The sequence below is a fragment of the Brevundimonas sp. UYEF29 genome, from assembly GCF_040546195.1.
Taxonomy (GTDB): Bacteria; Pseudomonadota; Alphaproteobacteria; order Caulobacterales; family Caulobacteraceae; genus Brevundimonas; species Brevundimonas huaxiensis.
This window is the reverse complement of record NZ_JBEPNH010000001.1, coordinates 214,755-232,633: the sequence shown is the minus strand read 5'-3', so window position 1 is coordinate 232,633 and position 17,879 is coordinate 214,755. Positions and strand designations below refer to the sequence as shown.

The 17,879-nt window shown below is 65.0% G+C and carries 22 protein-coding genes and 1 other RNA gene; 15 read left to right on the top strand and 8 right to left on the bottom strand.

The genetic code is table 11. The features are described 5' to 3' along the window. Window positions 1-46: 46 nt before the first annotated feature. Window positions 47-1,081: a ketol-acid reductoisomerase gene (gene ilvC / locus ABIB58_RS01240; protein WP_045810804.1), complete on the bottom strand. Its 1,035-nt coding sequence runs from the start codon at window positions 1,079-1,081 to the stop codon at window positions 47-49. Here ilvC and ABIB58_RS01235 point away from each other — a divergent pair. From ABIB58_RS01235 to ABIB58_RS01210, 6 genes are all read left to right on the top strand, one after another. Next, entirely contained in the window at window positions 1,080-1,622 is a 543-nt protein-coding gene (locus ABIB58_RS01235) for a DUF924 family protein (protein WP_045810803.1), read from the top strand. The two genes, ilvC and ABIB58_RS01235, sit on opposite strands and share 2 nt — an antisense overlap. A 116-nt stretch (window positions 1,623-1,738) precedes the next feature. Then, on the top strand, window positions 1,739-2,617 hold the full coding sequence (locus ABIB58_RS01230; protein ID WP_369796279.1) for a thymidylate synthase: 879 nt from the start codon (window positions 1,739-1,741) through the stop codon (window positions 2,615-2,617). 11 nt (window positions 2,618-2,628) lie between these two features. After that, complete coding sequence (locus ABIB58_RS01225) at window positions 2,629-3,483, top strand: alpha/beta hydrolase family protein (RefSeq protein WP_045810802.1); 855 nt, start codon at window positions 2,629-2,631, stop codon at window positions 3,481-3,483. Between the two features lie 4 nt (window positions 3,484-3,487). Beyond that, complete coding sequence (locus ABIB58_RS01220; protein WP_045810801.1) at window positions 3,488-3,787, top strand: nucleoside triphosphate pyrophosphohydrolase family protein; 300 nt, start codon at window positions 3,488-3,490, stop codon at window positions 3,785-3,787. After that, window positions 3,784-4,311: a dihydrofolate reductase gene (locus tag ABIB58_RS01215; RefSeq protein WP_045810800.1), complete on the top strand. Its 528-nt coding sequence runs from the start codon at window positions 3,784-3,786 to the stop codon at window positions 4,309-4,311. Before ABIB58_RS01220 ends, ABIB58_RS01215 begins: the two co-directional genes overlap by 4 nt. A gap of 9 nt (window positions 4,312-4,320) precedes the next feature. Then, window positions 4,321-4,641 carry a YbjQ family protein gene (locus tag ABIB58_RS01210; protein WP_039243695.1) on the top strand — a complete coding sequence of 107 codons (321 nt, stop codon included), beginning with the start codon at window positions 4,321-4,323 and terminating at the stop codon, window positions 4,639-4,641. 19 nt (window positions 4,642-4,660) lie between these two features. On the opposite strand, the gene ABIB58_RS01205 is transcribed toward ABIB58_RS01210, so the two are convergent. Further along, the gene (locus tag ABIB58_RS01205) at window positions 4,661-5,758 is read right to left on the bottom strand and encodes an NADH:flavin oxidoreductase (RefSeq protein ID WP_045810799.1); all 1,098 of its coding nucleotides are present in this window, start codon (window positions 5,756-5,758) and stop codon (window positions 4,661-4,663) included. A 76-nt stretch (window positions 5,759-5,834) separates the two neighbouring features. Then, on the bottom strand, window positions 5,835-6,902 hold the full coding sequence (locus ABIB58_RS01200; RefSeq protein WP_045810874.1) for an Mrp/NBP35 family ATP-binding protein: 1,068 nt from the start codon (window positions 6,900-6,902) through the stop codon (window positions 5,835-5,837). Window positions 6,903-6,976: 74 nt separating this feature from the next. Here ABIB58_RS01200 and miaA point away from each other — a divergent pair, with 74 nt between their 5' ends. The 3 genes from miaA to ABIB58_RS01185 all read left to right on the top strand — a co-directional run bounded on the left by miaA (window position 6,977) and on the right by ABIB58_RS01185 (window position 9,142). Continuing rightward, window positions 6,977-7,879: a tRNA (adenosine(37)-N6)-dimethylallyltransferase MiaA gene (gene miaA / locus ABIB58_RS01195; RefSeq protein ID WP_045810873.1), complete on the top strand. Its 903-nt coding sequence runs from the start codon at window positions 6,977-6,979 to the stop codon at window positions 7,877-7,879. A 354-nt stretch (window positions 7,880-8,233) separates the two neighbouring features. Continuing rightward, window positions 8,234-8,600: a transfer-messenger RNA gene (gene ssrA, locus ABIB58_RS01190) on the top strand. A gap of 68 nt (window positions 8,601-8,668) precedes the next feature. Continuing rightward, window positions 8,669-9,142 carry an SspB family protein gene (locus ABIB58_RS01185; protein ID WP_017504863.1) on the top strand — a complete coding sequence of 158 codons (474 nt, stop codon included), beginning with the start codon at window positions 8,669-8,671 and terminating at the stop codon, window positions 9,140-9,142. A 6-nt stretch (window positions 9,143-9,148) separates the two neighbouring features. Here the strand turns inward: ABIB58_RS01185 and ABIB58_RS01180 are convergent, their stop codons facing one another. Both ABIB58_RS01180 and ABIB58_RS01175 read right to left on the bottom strand, forming a co-directional pair. Next, window positions 9,149-9,529 carry a RusA family crossover junction endodeoxyribonuclease gene (locus ABIB58_RS01180; RefSeq protein WP_231576629.1) on the bottom strand — a complete coding sequence of 127 codons (381 nt, stop codon included), beginning with the start codon at window positions 9,527-9,529 and terminating at the stop codon, window positions 9,149-9,151. Continuing rightward, window positions 9,505-10,158: a peptidylprolyl isomerase gene (locus tag ABIB58_RS01175; protein WP_197071025.1), complete on the bottom strand. Its 654-nt coding sequence runs from the start codon at window positions 10,156-10,158 to the stop codon at window positions 9,505-9,507. Before ABIB58_RS01175 ends, ABIB58_RS01180 begins: the two co-directional genes overlap by 25 nt. 61 nt (window positions 10,159-10,219) lie before the next feature. Here ABIB58_RS01175 and fumC point away from each other — a divergent pair, with 61 nt between their 5' ends. Further along, window positions 10,220-11,611, top strand: coding sequence for a class II fumarate hydratase (fumC, locus tag ABIB58_RS01170; protein WP_045810797.1), 1,392 nt, complete (start codon window positions 10,220-10,222; stop codon window positions 11,609-11,611). Window positions 11,612-11,689: 78 nt separating this feature from the next. Here fumC and ABIB58_RS01165 read toward each other — a convergent pair whose 3' ends face one another. Continuing rightward, complete coding sequence (locus tag ABIB58_RS01165) at window positions 11,690-11,929, bottom strand: DUF2171 domain-containing protein (RefSeq protein ID WP_039243689.1); 240 nt, start codon at window positions 11,927-11,929, stop codon at window positions 11,690-11,692. A gap of 150 nt (window positions 11,930-12,079) precedes the next feature. Here ABIB58_RS01165 and ABIB58_RS01160 point away from each other — a divergent pair, with 150 nt between their 5' ends. Both ABIB58_RS01160 and ABIB58_RS01155 read left to right on the top strand, forming a co-directional pair. Further along, window positions 12,080-13,339, top strand: a complete 1,260-nt coding sequence (locus ABIB58_RS01160; protein ID WP_045810796.1) for a patatin-like phospholipase family protein — start codon at window positions 12,080-12,082, stop codon at window positions 13,337-13,339. Window positions 13,340-13,341: 2 nt separating this feature from the next. Next, on the top strand, window positions 13,342-13,530 hold the full coding sequence (locus ABIB58_RS01155; protein WP_045810795.1) for a DUF4169 family protein: 189 nt from the start codon (window positions 13,342-13,344) through the stop codon (window positions 13,528-13,530). Between the two features lie 6 nt (window positions 13,531-13,536). Here the strand turns inward: ABIB58_RS01155 and ABIB58_RS01150 are convergent, their stop codons facing one another. Beyond that, on the bottom strand, window positions 13,537-14,421 hold the full coding sequence (locus ABIB58_RS01150) for a DMT family transporter (protein WP_045810794.1): 885 nt from the start codon (window positions 14,419-14,421) through the stop codon (window positions 13,537-13,539). A gap of 106 nt (window positions 14,422-14,527) precedes the next feature. Here ABIB58_RS01150 and ABIB58_RS01145 point away from each other — a divergent pair, with 106 nt between their 5' ends. Together ABIB58_RS01145 and ABIB58_RS01140 are read left to right on the top strand one after the other, a co-directional pair. Further along, window positions 14,528-14,935: a YbaY family lipoprotein gene (locus ABIB58_RS01145; RefSeq protein ID WP_052689528.1), complete on the top strand. Its 408-nt coding sequence runs from the start codon at window positions 14,528-14,530 to the stop codon at window positions 14,933-14,935. Beyond that, window positions 14,932-15,156: a ribbon-helix-helix domain-containing protein gene (locus tag ABIB58_RS01140; RefSeq protein WP_039243685.1), complete on the top strand. Its 225-nt coding sequence runs from the start codon at window positions 14,932-14,934 to the stop codon at window positions 15,154-15,156. Before ABIB58_RS01145 ends, ABIB58_RS01140 begins: the two co-directional genes overlap by 4 nt. Before the next feature lie 19 nt (window positions 15,157-15,175). Here ABIB58_RS01140 and ABIB58_RS01135 read toward each other — a convergent pair whose 3' ends face one another. Then, window positions 15,176-15,439: a hypothetical protein gene (locus tag ABIB58_RS01135; protein WP_156146784.1), complete on the bottom strand. Its 264-nt coding sequence runs from the start codon at window positions 15,437-15,439 to the stop codon at window positions 15,176-15,178. A gap of 73 nt (window positions 15,440-15,512) precedes the next feature. On the opposite strand from ABIB58_RS01135, the gene ABIB58_RS01130 reads away from it, so the two are divergent. Next, window positions 15,513-17,867: an ATP-dependent helicase gene (locus ABIB58_RS01130; protein ID WP_354038688.1), complete on the top strand. Its 2,355-nt coding sequence runs from the start codon at window positions 15,513-15,515 to the stop codon at window positions 17,865-17,867. The last annotated feature ends 12 nt before the right edge of the window (window positions 17,868-17,879 follow it).

The window sequence follows — 17,879 nt, the reverse complement described above, 5'->3', positions numbered from 1 at the left end:
AAATCGACGATGCGACAGCGGGTGTTCGCCCGCTGCCAGAACCGCGTCAGTCGTCGTTCGCCGCGCTCTCCATCGCCTGGCGCGCCACCGCATTCAGATGCGCTCCAACCGACTCGATGGTTCTTGAGCCCAGCGCCTTTCGGCGCGCGGTCAGGTCGGGCGAGCCCGCGTCATAATCGGCCATCAGCCGCCGCACGAACGCCCCGCCCTGAACATCGGCCAACACCTGATCCATCGCCTGGCGAGACTCGGCTCCGATGACGCGCGGTCCGGTCAGATAGGCGCCGTATTCCGCCGTGTTCGAAATCTTGGCGAAGGCGCCGGCGATGCCGCGCTCGTACATCAGGTCGGTCACCAGCTTGGTCTCGTAAAAACATTCGAACCACGCCACCTCGGGCGGATAGCCGGCGTCGACCAGCTTCATGAAGGCGGAATCGATCAGCTCGGCGATCCCGCCGCACAGCACCACCTGTTCGCCGAACAGGTCGCTCTCGCACTCGTCGCGCATCGTGGTTTGCAGAATGCCCTTGCGCCCGCAGCCCAGGGCCGCCGCATAAGAGAGGCCCAGGGCATGCGCGCCGCCCGTCGTGTCCTGCTGCACCCCAAACAGACAGAAGACCCCCTCCCCGGCTTCGTACAGATCGCGGATGCGCGGCCCGATCCCCTTTGGCGAGGCCAGGATGACGTCCAGATCCGCGCGCGGTTCGACCAGGCCGAATCGCACCGACAGGCCGTGGGCGAAGACCAGGGCCGCGCCCGGCCGCACGTTCGGCTCCAGTTCGTCGCGCCACAGATCGCGGTGCGCCTCGTCTGACGTCATGACGGCGACCACGTCCGCGCCCGACGCAGCCTGCCCGGCCGTCATCACCTCAAACCCGTCGGCGCGCGCCAGGTCGCGTGTTCTGGAGTCGGCCTTCAGACCCACCACGATGTCGGTCACGCCCGAATCGCGCAGATTCAGCGCATGGGTCCGGCCCTGGCTGCCGTAACCGATCATGGCTACGCGCTTGCCGCGAATGATCGAAAGGTCGCAGTCGCGGTCATGGAAGACGGGAAGCGGATTGGGTAGGGTCTGGGTCATGACCGCCTTCATAACCCCATCCGACGTCGTCGCCTTCTGGAAAGGGGCTGGGCCCGAAAAGTGGTTCGCCAAGGACGAGGCGTTCGACGCCGACTTCCGCGACCGAGGCCACGCCCTGCACTGGGCCGCCGCGCGCCGCGAACTGGACGGTTGGATGGACACGGCCGAGGGCGCCCTGGCGCTGCTGATTCTGCTGGACCAGTATCCCCGAAACAGTTTTCGCGGCACGGCGCATCAGTTCGCCACCGACCCGCTCGCCCTGATGTTTGCAAACCAAGCCGTAGCCCGCGATCTGCATCTGGCGGTCGAGCCGGCGCTTAAGAACTTCCTGCTGCTGCCCTTCGAACATTCCGAACGGATCGAGGATCAGGACCGCTACATGGCCTTGGTCGCGGGCGACGAGGAGTTGGAGAAGTGGGGCAAGCTCCACCGCGACATCATCGTCCGCTTTGGCCGCTTCCCGCACCGAAACACCGCGCTGGGCCGCCGGACGACGCCTGAAGAACAGACCTTCCTCGACGAAGGCGGCTTCGGCGGCTGATTCGCCCACAAGTATCTCGAGCTCCAAGCGTCTTCATGAAATTCAAGACGCGACCCCTTAGTTAGGAACTTCTTAAGTGACTCAGCGCGGCCTTGGCCGAGGTTGGGGACTCGATGATGGACGGCAGCGGGCACTTTGCTACTGGATCGGACTTAAGGTCACCGAACCTGACCGAGACGCTAACCGCGCCGGCCGATCATCCCGAGCGGCAGTATCTGAACCTGCTGCGCGACATCCTCGAAAATGGGGTCCGCCGCGACGATCGCACCGGCACCGGCACCCTGGGGGTCTTCGGCCGCCAGATGCGGTTCGATCTGTCCAAGGGTTTCCCGGTCCTGACGACCAAGAAGCTGCATCTGCGGTCGATCATCGTCGAACTGCTGTGGTTCCTGCGTGGCGAGACCAACATCGCCTATCTGAAGGACAATGGCGTTCGCATCTGGGACGAATGGGCCGACGCCGAGGGCGAGTTGGGTCCGGTCTATGGCAAGCAATGGCGGTCCTGGACCGCGCCGGACGGCCGCGTCATCGACCAGATCGAGAAACTGGTTCATGGGCTGAAGACCAATCCCAACAGCCGCCGCCACATCGTCACCGCCTGGAACCCGGCCGATGTCGACGACATGGCCCTGCCGCCCTGCCACTGCCTGTTCCAGTTCTTCGTCGCCGACGGAAAGCTCAGCTGCCAGCTGTATCAGCGCAGCGCCGACGTCTTCCTAGGCGTGCCCTTCAACATCGCCTCCTACGCCCTGCTGACGATGATGTTGGCCCAGGTCGTGGGTCTGGAGCCGGGCGACTTCGTCCACACCTTCGGCGACGCCCACCTGTATCTGAACCATCTCGAACAGGCCGAACTTCAGCTGACTCGCGAGCCCCTGCCCCTGCCCGTCATGCAGATCGCGCCCAAGACCGACCTATTCGCCTTCGACCTCTCGGATTTCACCCTCGAAGGCTACGAGGCCTGGCCGCACATCAAGGCCGCCGTCGCCGTTTAAGGTCATTCACGATGATCCGCGCTTTCTCTCTTGGTCTCATTCTGCTCGCAGCACCGGCAGCGTCGGCCATCGCTCAGCCGATCTCATCCGCCGTTGAAGCCGCCGAGATCACACCGGTACAAATCAGGGTGCCGGCGCCGGACGGTCGGGCCATACCGATCAGCATCTGGACCGCTCCGATCGAACGCGGCGTGGTGGTGTTCAGCCACGGCTATAACGGTTCGCCGACGGCCTATGCTCGCATTCTGTCGGCCTGGGCGGCGCATGGTTTCACGGTAATCGCACCGCTTCACGTCGATTCCCTGCGTCATCCGGAACATGAGAAATACGACAATCGCGCCGCCTTCTCGACCAGGCTGATCGACCTGGGCGTCGCACGCGGCATCGCCGCCCATGCGCATTCGGGCAAACCGCTGATCGTGGCGGGGCATTCGTTTGGCTCTCTGATGTCCGTGATCGAGGGCGGCGCCGTTACGGCTGCCGGGCCAGCAGGCGACCCGGCGGTGAAAGGCGTGATCGCCTTTTCCTCGGCCGGCTCGATCCCCGGCCTCGTCACCTCCGACAGCTACCGCACGCTTGACCGTCCGCTGTTGGTGATCACCGGCGATCAAGATCTGGTGCCTGGCTTCGTCAGCGATTGGCGCGATCATCGCGCGCCGTTCGACAACAGCCCGGCCGGCGACAAAACTCTCATGATCTTCGCGGGCGCTGACCACCAGCTGCCGGGGACGGCGCAAGGCGAGCAGTTTGATCAGGTCATCCGGGCGACTGAGGATTTCCTCGACGCCTATACGCTGAACGACGCCGACGCCCGGTCGCGCCTTCAGGCCTTCGCGGCGGACGGCGTCAGCGTCGAGCGTCGCTGAACAGATGGATTTGCGCCATCTGACCGCGTCGGTGCTTCGCATCTCCGACATCTATGCCGCCGAACACGATATCGAACGCGACCGCGACTGGGCCTTGCTCAAGCTTCAGGAAGAGCTTGGCGAACTGACCGCCGAGCATCTGCGTCTGACCGGCCGAGCACGAGGCGCGCCCGACAGCCAGGCGCTGGGTGACGAAGCGGCGGATGTGCTGGGGATGCTGCTGATCTACTGCGCGCGGGCGGACATAGATCTTGAGCAAGCCATGCAGCGCAAATGGCTGAAGTGGCTGGAGCCGAAAGCATGACCGTTCCTCTGATCGCATTGGTCGTCGCGCGTGGACGTAACGGCGTCATTGGCCGCGACGGCGACCTGCCCTGGCGGCTCCGCAGCGACTTGCAGAGGTTCAAGGCCATCACCGTGGGCAAGCCCTGCCTTATGGGTCGCAAGACCTGGGAGAGCCTGCCGTTGAAGCCTCTGCCGGGTCGGTTGAACATCGTACTGACGCGTGACGAGTCCTACGAAGCCGACGGCATGGCCAAAGGCGCGCTGGTCTGCGCCACTCTGGACGAGGCCATCGAGATCGGACGCGAAACCGCCGAGGACGATGGCGTCGAGGAGATCTGCATCATCGGCGGCACAGCCCTGTTTGAGGTCGCCCTGCCCCGCGCCAAACGCCTCTACATCACGGAAGTGGACGCCTCGCCCGAAGGCGACACTGTCTTTCCGTCATTCGACGAAACCGCCTGGGTCGAGGTATCGTCGGAATCGCACGCGGCGGGCGAGAAGGACGACCACGCCTTCACCTTTCGCGTGCTGGAACGCCGCTAGGAGAAACAGATGTACGTCACCACGACCAACGACCTGCCCGGCTTTCGCGTCACGCGCCACATCGGCCTGGTGCGCGGCGTCACGGTCCGCTCTCGCAACGCCATATCCGACGCCATCGGCGGGGTTCAGTCCATGCTGGGCGGCCGCGTCGGCGCCTATGTGAAGCTGGCTGAGGCCGGGCGTCAGGAAGCCTATGACGAACTTGTCAAACACGCCCAGGCCCACGGCGCCAACGCCATCCTGGCCGTCCGCTATGATGCGACGGAGATCATGCCGGGCGTGACCGAGGTGTTGTGCTACGGCACGGGCGTGATCGTCGAGCCGGCGTAACCGGCTCGACGTTTCCCGATTAGGACAGGGTCATCAGGTCCGAACGCTCGAAGTTGCGCAGCTCGTCTTCGCGACCGTCGCGGATCTTGGCGACCCACTGAGGATCGGCCAGCAGCGCGCGGCCGACGGCGACCAGATCGAATTCCTCGTTCTCCAGACGGCGCAAAAGACCGTCCAGCGAAGCGGGCTTTGAACCTTCGCCGCCGAAGGCCGCTATGAACTCGCCGTCCAGGCCCACGGATCCGACGGTGATCGTGGGCTTGCCCATCAGCTTCTTGGTCCAGCCGGCGAAGTTCAGGTCCGAGCCTTCGAACTCCGGCTCCCAGAAGCGCCGCTGCGAGCAGTGGAAGACATCGACGCCGGCGTCCGATAGTGGCGTCAACCACTCGACCATCTGTTCCGGCGTCTCGGCGATGCGGGCCGTGTAATCCTGCAGCTTCCATTGCGACAGGCGCAGGATGACGGGGATGTCGTCGCCGACGCCTTCACGCACCGCCTTCACGACCTCGGCGCCGAAACGGGCGCGATCCGCGATGGTCGGTCCGCCCCAGCGGTCCTCGCGCGCATTCAGGCCGCTCCAGAAGAATTGGTCGATCAGATAGCCATGGGCGCCGTGGATTTCGACAGCGTCGAAGCCGAGGTCTCGAGCCGCGCGGGCCGACCGGCCGAAGGCGGCGATTGTGTCGGCGACGTCCTCCTCCGTCATCGGCTCCAGCCTGGTCTTGCCCGGCATGGTCATGCCCGACGGACTGTCCACCTTGCCCAGAGGCGCCCAGTCATCGCCGCGTCCGCGGGCCGAGCCCACGTGCCAGATCTGTGGCGCGATCAGACCGCCGGCGGCATGAACCTCTTCCACCACCGACTTCCATTCCGGCAGCGCTTCGCCGTGGAAGACTGGAACATTGGCGTCGTTGCGCGCCGCCGGACGCTCGACGACCGTGCCCTCGGTCACGATCAGGCCCACCCCGCCCTCGGCGCGACGGCGATAATAGGCGGCGACGTCGGAGCTCGGGATGCCGTTCGGCGAGAAGGACCGCGTCATGGGCGCCATGACGATGCGGTTGGGCAGGGCCAGCCCCTTGATCGTGAAGGGGCTGAACAGGGCGTCGAGGCTCATCGTATCTCCTTGGGTATCTGTAGCACCCAAGGTGGCGAACAGGGTTGCGTTTGAAAACCCCTTGCGGCGGCTTTTTCTATAGCCCGAGCGCAGAGGACACGCGCGCGGCGATTTCGGCGAAGCGGTCGGCGATATCGCCCTGTGGATCGGTTGCGACCGGCGGTCGTCCGGCATCGCCGCCCTCTCGTAAGGCGGCGTCCAGCGGCAAGGCGCCCAAGAATGGGATGGACAGGCGCTCGGCCTCGGCCTTGCCCCCGCCTTCGCCAAAGACTGGCCCGCTCATGTTCTCGATCAGGCCAAACGTCGGGACATTGACGCGCTGGAACAGGGTGTGGGCGCGCCGGGCATCGGCCAGAGCGACTTCCTGCGGCGTCGAAACGATCACCGCCCCATCCAGGGGCGTCTTCTGGATCAGCGTCAGCTGGACATCGCCCGTGCCCGGCGGCAGATCGACCACCAGCACGTCCAGCGGCGCATACGCCGTTCCCCAACGCGTCTGGGTCAGCATCTGCGTGATGGCCTGCGACGCCATGGGTCCGCGCCAGATCATGGCGTCGTCCATCTTGGTCAAAAGGCCGACCGACATGGCCTTCAACCCGTGAGCGACGTGCGGCACGATGGCGCCGTCCTCGTAGGCGGGTTGGCCGCTGATGCCCAACATCGTCGGCAGCGACGGCCCATAAACATCGGCGTCGAGAATGCCGACCGAAAGCCCGCGCGCCGAAAGTGCGGCGGCCAAGTTCACCGCGACGGTGGACTTGCCGACCCCGCCCTTGCCGCTGGCGACGGCCAGGACGCGGCGGACATGGGGGGGACGATCTGTGGGGACCGGCGCCTTGGCGCGGCCCTGATCAACGGCCGCCTTGGAAAGGCCCGCCGTGCGCGGCGCAGCAGTAGGCTGGGTCTCGGCGGTCAGAATGACCGAGACGCGCGCCATGCCGGGAATGGCCTTCAGCGCAGCCTCCGCTTTGTCACGAACCGGCGCGTAGGCGGCCGCCTGGCTGCGATCGACTTCCAGAGCAAACCCCGCGCGATCCTCGGCCACGACCAATCCCTGAACCAGACCGGCGGCGACCAGCCCCTGGCCGGAAACCGGATCGATGACGGCGTCCAGGGCGGCGATGACGGCGGTGCGTTCGACCAAGGCGATCTCCAAGGGACTTGCAGGCGATGATGCGCGCGTTCTATCGCCCTCGAACCCTTCCCGCGAGCCACGATTTGTCCAAGCCGCCCCCAATCACCCTGATCGCCGGCCCGACCGCGTCGGGCAAGTCGGCGCTCGCGCTGAAGATGGCGCGCGAAACGGGCGCGGTGATCATCAACGCCGACAGCCAACAGCTTTACGCCGACCTGCGCATCCTGACGGCCCGCCCGTCGGTTGAAGATGAAGCCCAGGCCGATCATCGACTGTATGGCGTCGCCGACGCGGCGGATGCCTGGTCCGTCGGACGCTGGAGCCGCGCGGCGTTGGATATCCTTGGTGAACTGCGCGCGGAAAATCGTCCTGCGATCCTAGTCGGCGGCACCGGGCTGTATTTCATGTCGCTGACGCGGGGATTGGCGGACGTTCCCCCTGTCCCGCTCGCAACCCGAGACGCGGTCGAAGCCGAGTTTGCCGCCCTAGGCGAAACAGCTTTTCGCGCTCGCTTGGCCGAGACCGACACCCGTGCGGCCCTTGCCATCGAACAGGGCGACCGGCAACGGCTGGTGCGCGCCATGAGCGTCTTCGTCGCCAGCGGCCGGTCGCTCAGCGACTGGCAGGCCGACACCCGCCCTCTGCTCGCGCCAGACTCATGGACAGGGATGGTGATCGAACCGGACCGACATCACCTCTATCGCAACTGCGACGCCCGCGTGGATCTGATGCTCGAACACGGCGCACTGGACGAAGTGCAGACCCTGACCGCCCGCCGGTTGCCCGACAATCTGCCCGCCATCAAGGCGGTAGGCGTGCGTGAACTGGCCGCCCTGCTGTCTGGCGAGATGACGCGGACCGACGCCGTCGCGGCTCTAAAACAGGCGACGAGAAATTATGCCAAACGTCAGTTGACCTGGTTTCGACAGCAGACGCCGCGTTGGTTGCGGACTACAACTGACCATTCCACATCAGGCGCCGGCTGATCCCGACAACGAAGTTGCGCTGGTTTGCGGCGGCGAGGAAAAACCACTACGCCGTAATGCGAACCATGTTGGAGACGTCGTGTGATCGTGTTTGGATTTATACTGTCGCTCTCGTTAGCGCAGCAGACGGCCCCGGCACCCGCCGCACCCGCGCCGAGCGTCTCCGAGCCCGCAAACGAGGACAACCGCATGGTATGCCGACGCGAGCGGGTCGTGGGCTCCAACCGCCCTCAGAAGGTCTGCCTGACGCGTCAGCAGTGGCAAGAACAGCGCGATAACTCGCGCCAGATGATGGACCGAACGAGCCCAGGCCGCGGCGAGGAATTGCCGAGCAACCGAGCCGGCTGACGGCACCGCCTTTTAATCCTGCGGAAACCGCCTATATTCGTCTGGTCCGGCTTCGGCCGGACTATGGCGATAAACGCGCTTGTAATAAGCGGACCGGACCCGGGTGCGATTCCCGGCGGCTCCACCAACTTTCTCCCCGCGTTATCGGCGGAGGCAGCATGGGGCCGACTAGCATCGACGGACGTGTAAAGAGGATTGCTTTCGCTCGTCCTGGCCCACCGTATCGGGCCATTTTCTAACTGCGAACGATAACTTCGCTGGAGAAGTCGCTCTCGCCGCGTAATGCGGTTCGAGTGATTTCGAATCTTAAGTCCTAGGGGTTCAGATCCTTGGGCGGGGCCTGTCGGGAGCCTGGCAACAGAATCCCGGCGCTTTACCTTCATGACACCTTTCGTCTGCGGCCCCGCGCCGCTATCAGTCGCGCTCTGATGTGAGGTGACGATGAGCGACCAGGCCCCTCCGGTCGATGAGATGCGGTACGAACAGCTGGCGCAGGAAGCCCTGCGCGGCGTCATGCGCGCCGCGCTGGAACGCGTGCTGGCCGAGGGCCTGCCCGGCGCCCACCACTTCTACATCACCTTCAAGACGCGCGCTGTCGGCGTCAGCGTCGCTCCCGACATTCTGGCTAAATATCCGGAAGAGATGACGGTAGTTCTGCAACACCAGTACGACGACCTGCGCGTCGAGCCTGAGCGTTTCTCGGTCAAGCTGCGCTTCGGCGGCATGCCCAAGAGCCTGGTCATCCCCTATTCCGCGATCACGCGCTTCTATGATCCCAGCGTCCAATTCCTGCTGCAGTTCGAAGACCCGCAGCTTCTGGACGAGGTTGAAGATGAGCCGACCCCGCCACAGGACATGCCGCCGATTTCGGACGGCCCCAAGGTCGTTTCGCTGGACCAGTTCCGCAAGAAATAGCCGCCGTCAGTCCTGGCGCGGATAAGAGCGGATCAGGATCCGCTCTCTTTCACCTTCGCGTCTTTCGACCAAGAGCCGCGCGACCTGTGCGTCGTCGTGGAACAGATAGCCCTTGATGGAATCGAGTAAGGCCTTGGCCAGATTGTCGAGGTCCATCCACGGCGGCTCGCCAACATGCTCCATGCGGATTTCGACGACATGGTCGCCCCATGATGGTCTGGCTCCGCGCCATTCCTTGCGCATGAACTCATAGACCAGCGGCTTGTAGTATTTGGCCTGGGTCGTCAGGCCGTCGATAACGATCTCGACCGCATCGCCATCCTCGCGCGCCCTGACCTTGCCGGTCCCGGTCCAGCCAGCGATCACGGTCGCATCGACTTTATGCAGACGGCGGGCGCAGCATCCAGCAAGCGCGCGGAGCGGATCGCTACAGGCGGCGTAAGCAGCTCCTCCGAATTCGCGGGCATCCGCTGGATTCTGCGCGCGACATCCAGCCCTTCGACCACAGCGCCGAATGCGGCGAAGCCCTGCCCGTCAGGATTCCGCCCTCCGCCAAAGTCCAGGCTCGGCGAATCTTGTGTGACGATGAAGAAGCTCGATGTGGCGCTGTCCGGTCCGTCCCGCGCCATGGACACCGCGCCGGCCGTGTGGCGCAGGCCAGTGTCTCGTGTCCGTTCAAGAGTGATCGGCGGTCGCGAGGCGTCGTCGCTGCCCCGTGGGGTCGCCGCCTGGATCACATCGATGGGATAGCGGCTGGCGGTATTGGTTTCGCGGCTGACGGTTCTGAAGAACGTCCCCCCATCGTAATCACCCGTCACGACGTAACTGATGAAGTTGCATGTCGTGATCGGCGCAGAGGCTACATTCACCGCCAGCACGATCGTGCCGGCTGTCGTGTCGAGCGCAACGCGTGGCATTGTCGGTTCAGGCTGAACAGTCGCGCAGCCCGCCAGCGCCGACAGCGCCGCCACGGCGATCAACCCTCGTCTCATATCCGCGCTCTTCTTGCCCTGCATGGCTCTCGTGCTACACCGCCGCGCAACCCATCGCCACGCCTGAGAGACGAGATTTACGCGCATGAGCAACGTCCGGACAGAGACTGACACCTTCGGCCCGATCGAAGTCGCCGCCGACCGCTACTGGGGCGCTCAGGCGCAGCGATCGCTGGGCAACTTCAAGATCGGCTGGGAGAAGCAGCCCCTGCCGGTCGTGCGCGCCCTGGGCATCGTCAAGCGTGCGGCCGCCGAGACCAATCGTGACCTGGGCAAGCTGGATCCGGCCTTGGCCGACGCCATCATTAAGGCCGCCAATGAGGTTATCGAAGGCAAGCTGAACGACCACTTCCCGCTGGTGGTCTGGCAGACGGGTTCGGGCACCCAGTCCAACATGAACGCCAATGAGGTGATCTCGAACCGCGCGATCGAGATTCTGGGCGGCGAGATGGGCTCCAAAAAGCCCGTCCACCCGAACGACCACGTCAACATGAGCCAGTCGTCCAACGACACCTATCCCACGGCCATGCACGTCGCCTGCGCCGAACAGGTGGTCAATGACCTGATCCCGGCGTTGAAACATCTGCACGCCGCGCTGGACGCCAAGGCCAAGGCCTGGGCCCACATCATCAAGATCGGCCGCACTCATACCCAGGACGCCACGCCTCTGACGCTGGGCCAGGAGTTCGGCGGCTACGCCCAGCAGGTCGAGAACGGCATCAAGCGCATCGAATTGACGCTGCCGGCCCTGATGGAACTGGCGCAAGGCGGCACCGCCGTCGGCACCGGCCTGAACGCGCCCATCGGCTTCGCCGAGAAGGTTGCGGCCCAGATCGCCGAAATCACCGGCCTGCCCTTCACCACGGCCCCGAACAAGTTCGAGGCCCTGGCCGCCCACGACGCCATGGTCTTCAGCCACGGCGCCATCAACACGGTCGCCGCCAGCCTGTTCAAAATCGCCAACGACATCCGATTCCTGGGTTCCGGTCCGCGTTCAGGGCTGGGCGAACTGGCGCTGCCGGAAAACGAGCCGGGCTCGTCGATCATGCCGGGCAAGGTCAATCCGACCCAATGCGAAGCGCTGACGCAGGTCTGCGTCCAGGTGTTCGGCAACAACGCCGCCCTGACCTTCGCCGGCTCGCAAGGCCATTTCGAGCTGAACGTCTACAATCCCGTAATGGCCTACAACTTCCTGCAGTCGGTGCGCCTGGTCGCCGACGCAGCCATCAGCTTCACCGACAACTGCGTCGTCGGCATTGAGGCGCGCGAGGACAATATCGCGCGCGGCCTGAACAACTCGCTGATGCTGGTCACCGCCCTGAACGGCAAGCTGGGTTATGACCTGTGCGCCAAGATCGCCAAGACCGCACACAAGAACGGCACCACGTTGCGCGAAGAAGCTGTCGGCGGCGGCTATCTGACGGACGCCGAATTCGATGAAGCCGTGCGGCCGGAAAAGATGATCTCGCCGGGCTGATCCCATCCTTGATGACACAACAAAGAAAAGGCCCCGCTTCCTCAGCGGGGCCTTTTTATTTTGACCGTCAGATCGGCCTTAGTGCGGCTTCTCGGTCCAGCGCGCCTTGGCGTCGTCTTGGGTCAGGCTCAGATGGACGTGCTTGTCGTCAACCCGTTCGACCCAGCTGACCGGGATCATGTGGTGCTTGAAGCCGCCGGCGAAATCTAGCTTCGCCAGTTCGATCTGGTCGCCTAGGACGTGGTCGACCCGACCCACGTGACCGCCGTCCGAGCCTACGACTTCGAGGTGTTCCTTGATGAGCGAAACGTCAACCATGTGTATCTCCAGCAGTTTGGTTTGTCCTGCCGTTGAAAACACACCCGGCCTGCGACGGTTTCAAACGGCGACGCTTGTTCATCGCCTTGATGACAGGATTGGCCAGGACGCGGTAAAAGCCGGCGGTCACACGGAACCGGAACTCAAGACATGCGGCGGATTGGATCAGGCCTGTTGGGCGTCCTCATGGCCTTGGCCTTGTCGGCGTGTGGAACACTGGATCGCCCGACCGGCCCTCTTCGGATTACGGACGGCACGCTCGTCAAGGCGGAAGACCCTCGCATCCGCGCCAGCGACAGCGCGCGTTTGCAAGCCTTCACGCAGGAAATCGGTCAGCGGCTTCGGCCCGACAAGCCAACCTCGATCCTGGCGCTGTCCGGCGGCGGCGCAAATGGAGCCTACGGCGCCGGGCTGCTGGTCGGTTGGACCGAACAGGGCGATCGCCCCGCGTTCGACGTCGTCACCGGCGTCAGTACCGGGGCGCTTGCCGCGCCATTCGCCTTTCTTGGAAGGGATTGGGACGACGAACTTCAGCACGCCTATACCAGCGGCGCCGCCAGCAATTTGCTGAGCTGGCGCAGTTTCGCCGCCTTCCTGAACCCGAGCCTGTTCTCGTCACAGGTCCTACGCAATCTGGTGGACGAGAACGTGACCCCTGAACTGATGCAGGCCGTCGCGCGCGAGCACGCCAAGGGCAGACGCCTGCTGGTGGCGACGACCGATCTGGACAGCGAGGAAACCGTCATCTGGGACATGGGCCTCTTGGCGACACAAGGCGATGAGAACGCCCGCGAGCTGTTCAAGGAGGTGCTGGTCGCCTCGGCCAGCATTCCCGGCGTCTTCCCCCCGGTTCTGATCGCCGGGCTTCAGGACGACGACAAGGTGGTTCTGGAAATGCACGTCGACGGCGGCGTCAACACGCCGTTCCTGGCCATCCCTGAAGACCTGATGCTCTGGACCCGCCCAAAGGACGAAGGCCGCGTCGGCGCCCTCTATGTCATCGTCAACGGTCAGGTCGGCCGCAACGACGGGGTCACGCCTGGCCGTCTGTCAGGGATCCTGGCGCGGACCTATGACAGCATGAGCAAGTCGTCGCTGCGCATCCACTTGGCGGTGACGGCGGCGTTCGCGCGGCGCAATGGGCTGGACATGGCCCTGTCGGCCATTCCAGACAATGTCGCCGCCTCCAGCCTGAAGTTCGATCAGGAGACCATGACGGCCATGTTCGAACTGGGTCGCCAGCGCGGAGGCGGCGCCGATGCCTGGACACGGCTGGGCGAGCGCCCGGCGGACCAGCCCTTCATCCCCCAGACGACGATTTCGGAGTCTGAAGTGCCGGCTGTGCTGACGCCCGAGCCCTCGGCCAAACCGTCGGCCGATGCGCCCCCCGCCGAAGAGCCCAAGGCGTAGTCATGGGCGAGATCATCAATCTGAACCGGGCGCGAAAGGTCCGCGCCAAGGCCGAAGACAAGGCGCTCGCCGCCGCCAACCGCGTGGCGCACGGACGCTCCAAGGCCGAGAAGACCCTGTCTGCTCTTGAGCGTCATCGCGCCGAAAAGCAGTTGGACGGTCAGAAGCTGGAGCCGAAATCCGACGACTGACGTGGCTCAGGCCTTAGGCGCGCGGATCAGCATGACCTGCCCCGCCAGCACAAGCGCCAGTCCGATCAGGGCGCTCCAGCCGAACCGCGCGCCCTCGAACAGCACCGACACCAGCATGGCGATGGGCGGCGTCAAAGCCGAGATGTAGCTGGCCAGGGCATAGCCGCGTTGACGCGCGATTGTGAAATATAGCCCGAACGCGATCACCGACCCGAAAAGCGACAGATAGAGCAGCGACAGAACATAGTCCGGCGTCGGCTCGATCCGCCACGTCGCGCCGGTCGCCATGCCATATAGCGCCAACATCGCTGTGCCATAGGCCATCGCCCAGGAGGTGGCGGCCATGACGGGCGCGCCCGCCTGCTGTCCCCTCCAGGCGAACCAGTTGCCGAGCGCCGAAGCCAGTACAGCGGTCAGGGCGAAGATGACGCCCAGCCCCGGATTGAGGCCGGCGCCCGCCGCTGTGATCTGGCCGTAGGACAAGACCCCGACGCCCATGACGCCCAGAACTGCACCGATCCACGCCGCCGGCGCCGCCTTCTGTCCGCCCAGCAACCGAAACAGGATCAGGTTCACAAAGGCCAGGGCGGCGAAGATCACCGCGACCACAGCCGACGCCACCTGCCCTTCAGCCGCATAGACGAAGCCATAGCTGACCGCGAAGACAAAGGCGCCCTGTCCGATGGCGGCCAGATGCTGGCTGCGCGTCAGACGCAGCGGCCGGCGCGTCACGGCGCAGAAGGCGAACAGGACCGCCGACGCCAGACCAAATCGCCAGACGATGGAGACGATGAAATCAACCGGCCCCAGCTGCAGGGTGATCGCGTACCAGGTCGTGCCCCAGATCAGGGCGCAGATGGCGATCGCGACGATCGCAAAGGGGCGGCTCAAGGGTTGACCTCCGGCGGTGGACGGCCCGCATAACACGCTCTGGCGCCACGCGCCCTCACGTCTTGCGCCTGACTGTGACACACTGGGCGCCGCGAAGGAGATCGCCATGCGAAACGCCCCCCTGATCCTGCCCGCAGCCCTGGTCTTGGCGGCCTGCGCCGCCACGCCGGACATGACGACCGGAACGACGGTCGTAAACGTGACGGCCACCTATCGTGAACGGATCATGCTGCCGCCCGGCCATGTTCTGACTGTCAGGGTTGAGGATGTCAGTCTGGCCGACGCGCCCGCCAAGATCATCGCCGAGACCAGCGAGTCGCTGACCGGCGCCCCGCCCTATCGCGTCACCCTGGGCTTTCCCACGTCTCAGATCGATCCGCGCCACACCTATGCCGCGCGCGCCGAGATTCGCGACGCGGCCGGCGCCCTGGTCTTTGTCACAGACACGCGCCACGCGATCCTGACGAGCGGCGCGCCGGCCTCGGCCGAGATCGTGCTGAAGTCCGCGCGTTGAGCAGCCTTACCAAACGCTCGGTTGCGCTCGCCGGCCATGCCACCTCGGTGGCGCTGGAGCCGGAATTCTGGGCCGTGCTGGACCGGATCGCGGCTGCCCGCAGCCTCAGCAAGGCTCAGCTTCTGGCTGAAATTGACGCCGGTCGCGGCCGACGTCCCCTCGCCTCCGCCTGTCGCCTATTGGCGCTGGACTGGGTGGCGGATCATGGACGTCAAACGTGAGCGGCGCCTCGAAGATCGGCTAGTCGTCGCGGCCGCGCCTGCCCTGGTCGTCTATAGCTTCCGATCGGCTGATCAACTGCACCTCATCTGAAGAGGCGTCGCCCGTTTCGACGACCGCCACCCAGATCGCCATGATGGCGAACATCGCGGTCATGCCCAAGGCAAAGGCGATCCAGCCCGCCCGCCCGTTCGGCTTGCGGCGCGTCGGCCCTTGCTGGTGATCGTCGTGCTGCATTGCAGCTAGGAACCGACCCTCGCCCGCACGGTTCCGAGCTTTCGTCATGGGCGGCCCTGACTTTGTCGCGCGGTCACCTTATGTTCCGGTTCGATTCTGACTGACGGATAGTTTTGCGCCTGTGACTGATCTTCCCGCCCCCCGCATTTCCGACCTCGCGCGCGCTCGTGCGGCCGAGGACGAGGCGCCGCGCGATTATCTGAAAGGGCTGAACCCAGAGCAGCGCGAGGCGGTCGAGACGACCGAGGGCCCCGTGCTTGTGTTGGCGGGCGCAGGCACGGGAAAAACGCGCGTCCTGACGACACGACTGGCGCACATTCTGGCGACAGGCCGGGCCAAGCCGTGGGAGCTGCTGGCTGTCACCTTCACCAACAAGGCCGCGCGCGAAATGCGCGAGCGCATCACCCATCTGATCGGCCCCTCGGCCGAAGGCCTGCGCTGGCTCGGCACCTTCCACTCCATCGCCGCCCAGATCCTGCGTCGCCACGCCGAACTGGTCGGTCTGAAATCCAGCTTCACCATCCTGGACACCGACGACCAGGAACGGGTGCTGAAGCAGCTGCTGGAAGCGGCCAACATCGACACCAAACGCTGGACGCCCAAGTCGCTCTCCAGCCTGATCGATCACTGGAAGAACCGCGGCTGGACGCCGGACAAGCTGCCGCCGGGCGAGGACTTCGCCAACGGCAAAGGTCAGGGCCTGTACGCCGCCTATCAGGCGCGCTTGCGCAGCCTGAACGCCTGCGACTTCGGCGATCTGCTGCTGCACAACATCACCATCCTGTCGCAGCATGCGGACCTGGCTGAGGAATATCGCCGCCGCTTCCGCTACATCCTGGTGGACGAATATCAGGACACCAACGTCGCCCAGTATCTGTGGCTGCGGCTGCTGACGGCCTCGACCGGCAATGTCTGCTGCGTCGGCGACGACGATCAATCGATCTACGGCTGGCGCGGGGCCGAGGTGGACAACATCCTGCGCTTCGAGCGGGACTTCCCCGGCGCCAAGATCGTCAAGCTGGAGCGGAACTATCGCTCGACCAGTCATATTTTGGGCGCGGCGTCCGGCCTGATCGCCGCCAACCGCGACCGGCTGGGCAAGACCCTGTGGACCGAGGACGACAGCGGCGACAAGGTGCGCGTGCGCGGCGTCTGGGACGGCGAGGCCGAAGCGAGGCTGATCGCCGACGAGATCGAGACCGCGCGGCGTCCCCACGCCGGCGAACCGGGCCTGAAATACAAGGACATGGCCATTCTGGTCCGCGCCTCGTTCCAGATGCGCGCCTTCGAGGAACGGCTGGTCATGCTGGCCATCCCCTACACCGTCATCGGCGGGCCGCGCTTCTTCGAGCGCGCCGAGATTCGCGACGCCCACGCCTATCTGCGCCTGATCCTGTCGGAAGACGACGACCTCGCCTTCGAGCGGATCGTCAATGTGCCCAAACGCGGCATCGGCGACACCAGCGTGCAGAAAATCCTGCAACTGGCCCGCCAACACGACCTGTCAGCCCTGACGGCCGTGCGAGGGCTGATCAACACCGACGAGCTTCAGGCCCGCACCCGCACCGCCCTGTCCAACTTCGTGCGCGACATCGACCGCTGGCGTCAACTGTCCGAGACCACGCCCCATTGGCAGGTCATGGAGACGGTGCTGGAGGAGAGCGGCTACACCGACATGCAGAAGGCCGACCGCACCAGCGGCCAGACCCGCCTGGAGAACCTGAAGGAACTGACCCAGTCGATGCAGCAGTTCGAGACGCTTCAAGCCTATCTGGAGCACGTCTCTCTGGTTATGGATCTGGAGCGCGCGACCAGCGACGATCCCAACGGCGACGGCGCGGTGCAGATCATGACCCTGCACGGCGCCAAGGGGCTGGAGTTCCCGCTGGTCTTCCTTCCGGGCTGGGAGGAAGGCGTCTTCCCCAGCCAGCGCAGCATCGATGAGAAGGGCGAAAAAGGCCTCGAGGAGGAACGTCGCCTGGCCTACGTCGGCGTCACCCGCGCCAAGCAGGACGCCCGCATCTCCTTCGCCGCCAATCGGCTGGTCTATGGACGCTGGACCTCCCAACTGCCCAGCCGCTTCGTCGACGAACTGCCCATCGCCCACGTCGATCCCCAATCCGACACCGGCTACTACGGCGCATCGACCGGCATGAAGGAGGCCAAGAGCCGCTGGGACGATGCGCCATCGTTCGGCAGCGGCTATTCCTCCCCGGGCTGGAAACGCGCCCAATCCTTCACCGCCGCCCAGACCCCAGCCAAGATCCCGGCGCGCAAGGCCGTCATCGAAGGCGACGGCCGGCTGATCGCCACCGCCGACCCCAAGTCCAGCTCGGGATGGAAGAAGGGCGAACGCGTCTTCCACCAGAAGTTCGGCTACGGGAACGTGCGCGTCATCGAAGGCAACAAACTGCTGGTCGAATTCGAAAAGGCCGGTGAAAAGCGCGTCATCGACAGCTTTGTCGAGAAGGCCTAACCCGGCGTCCTA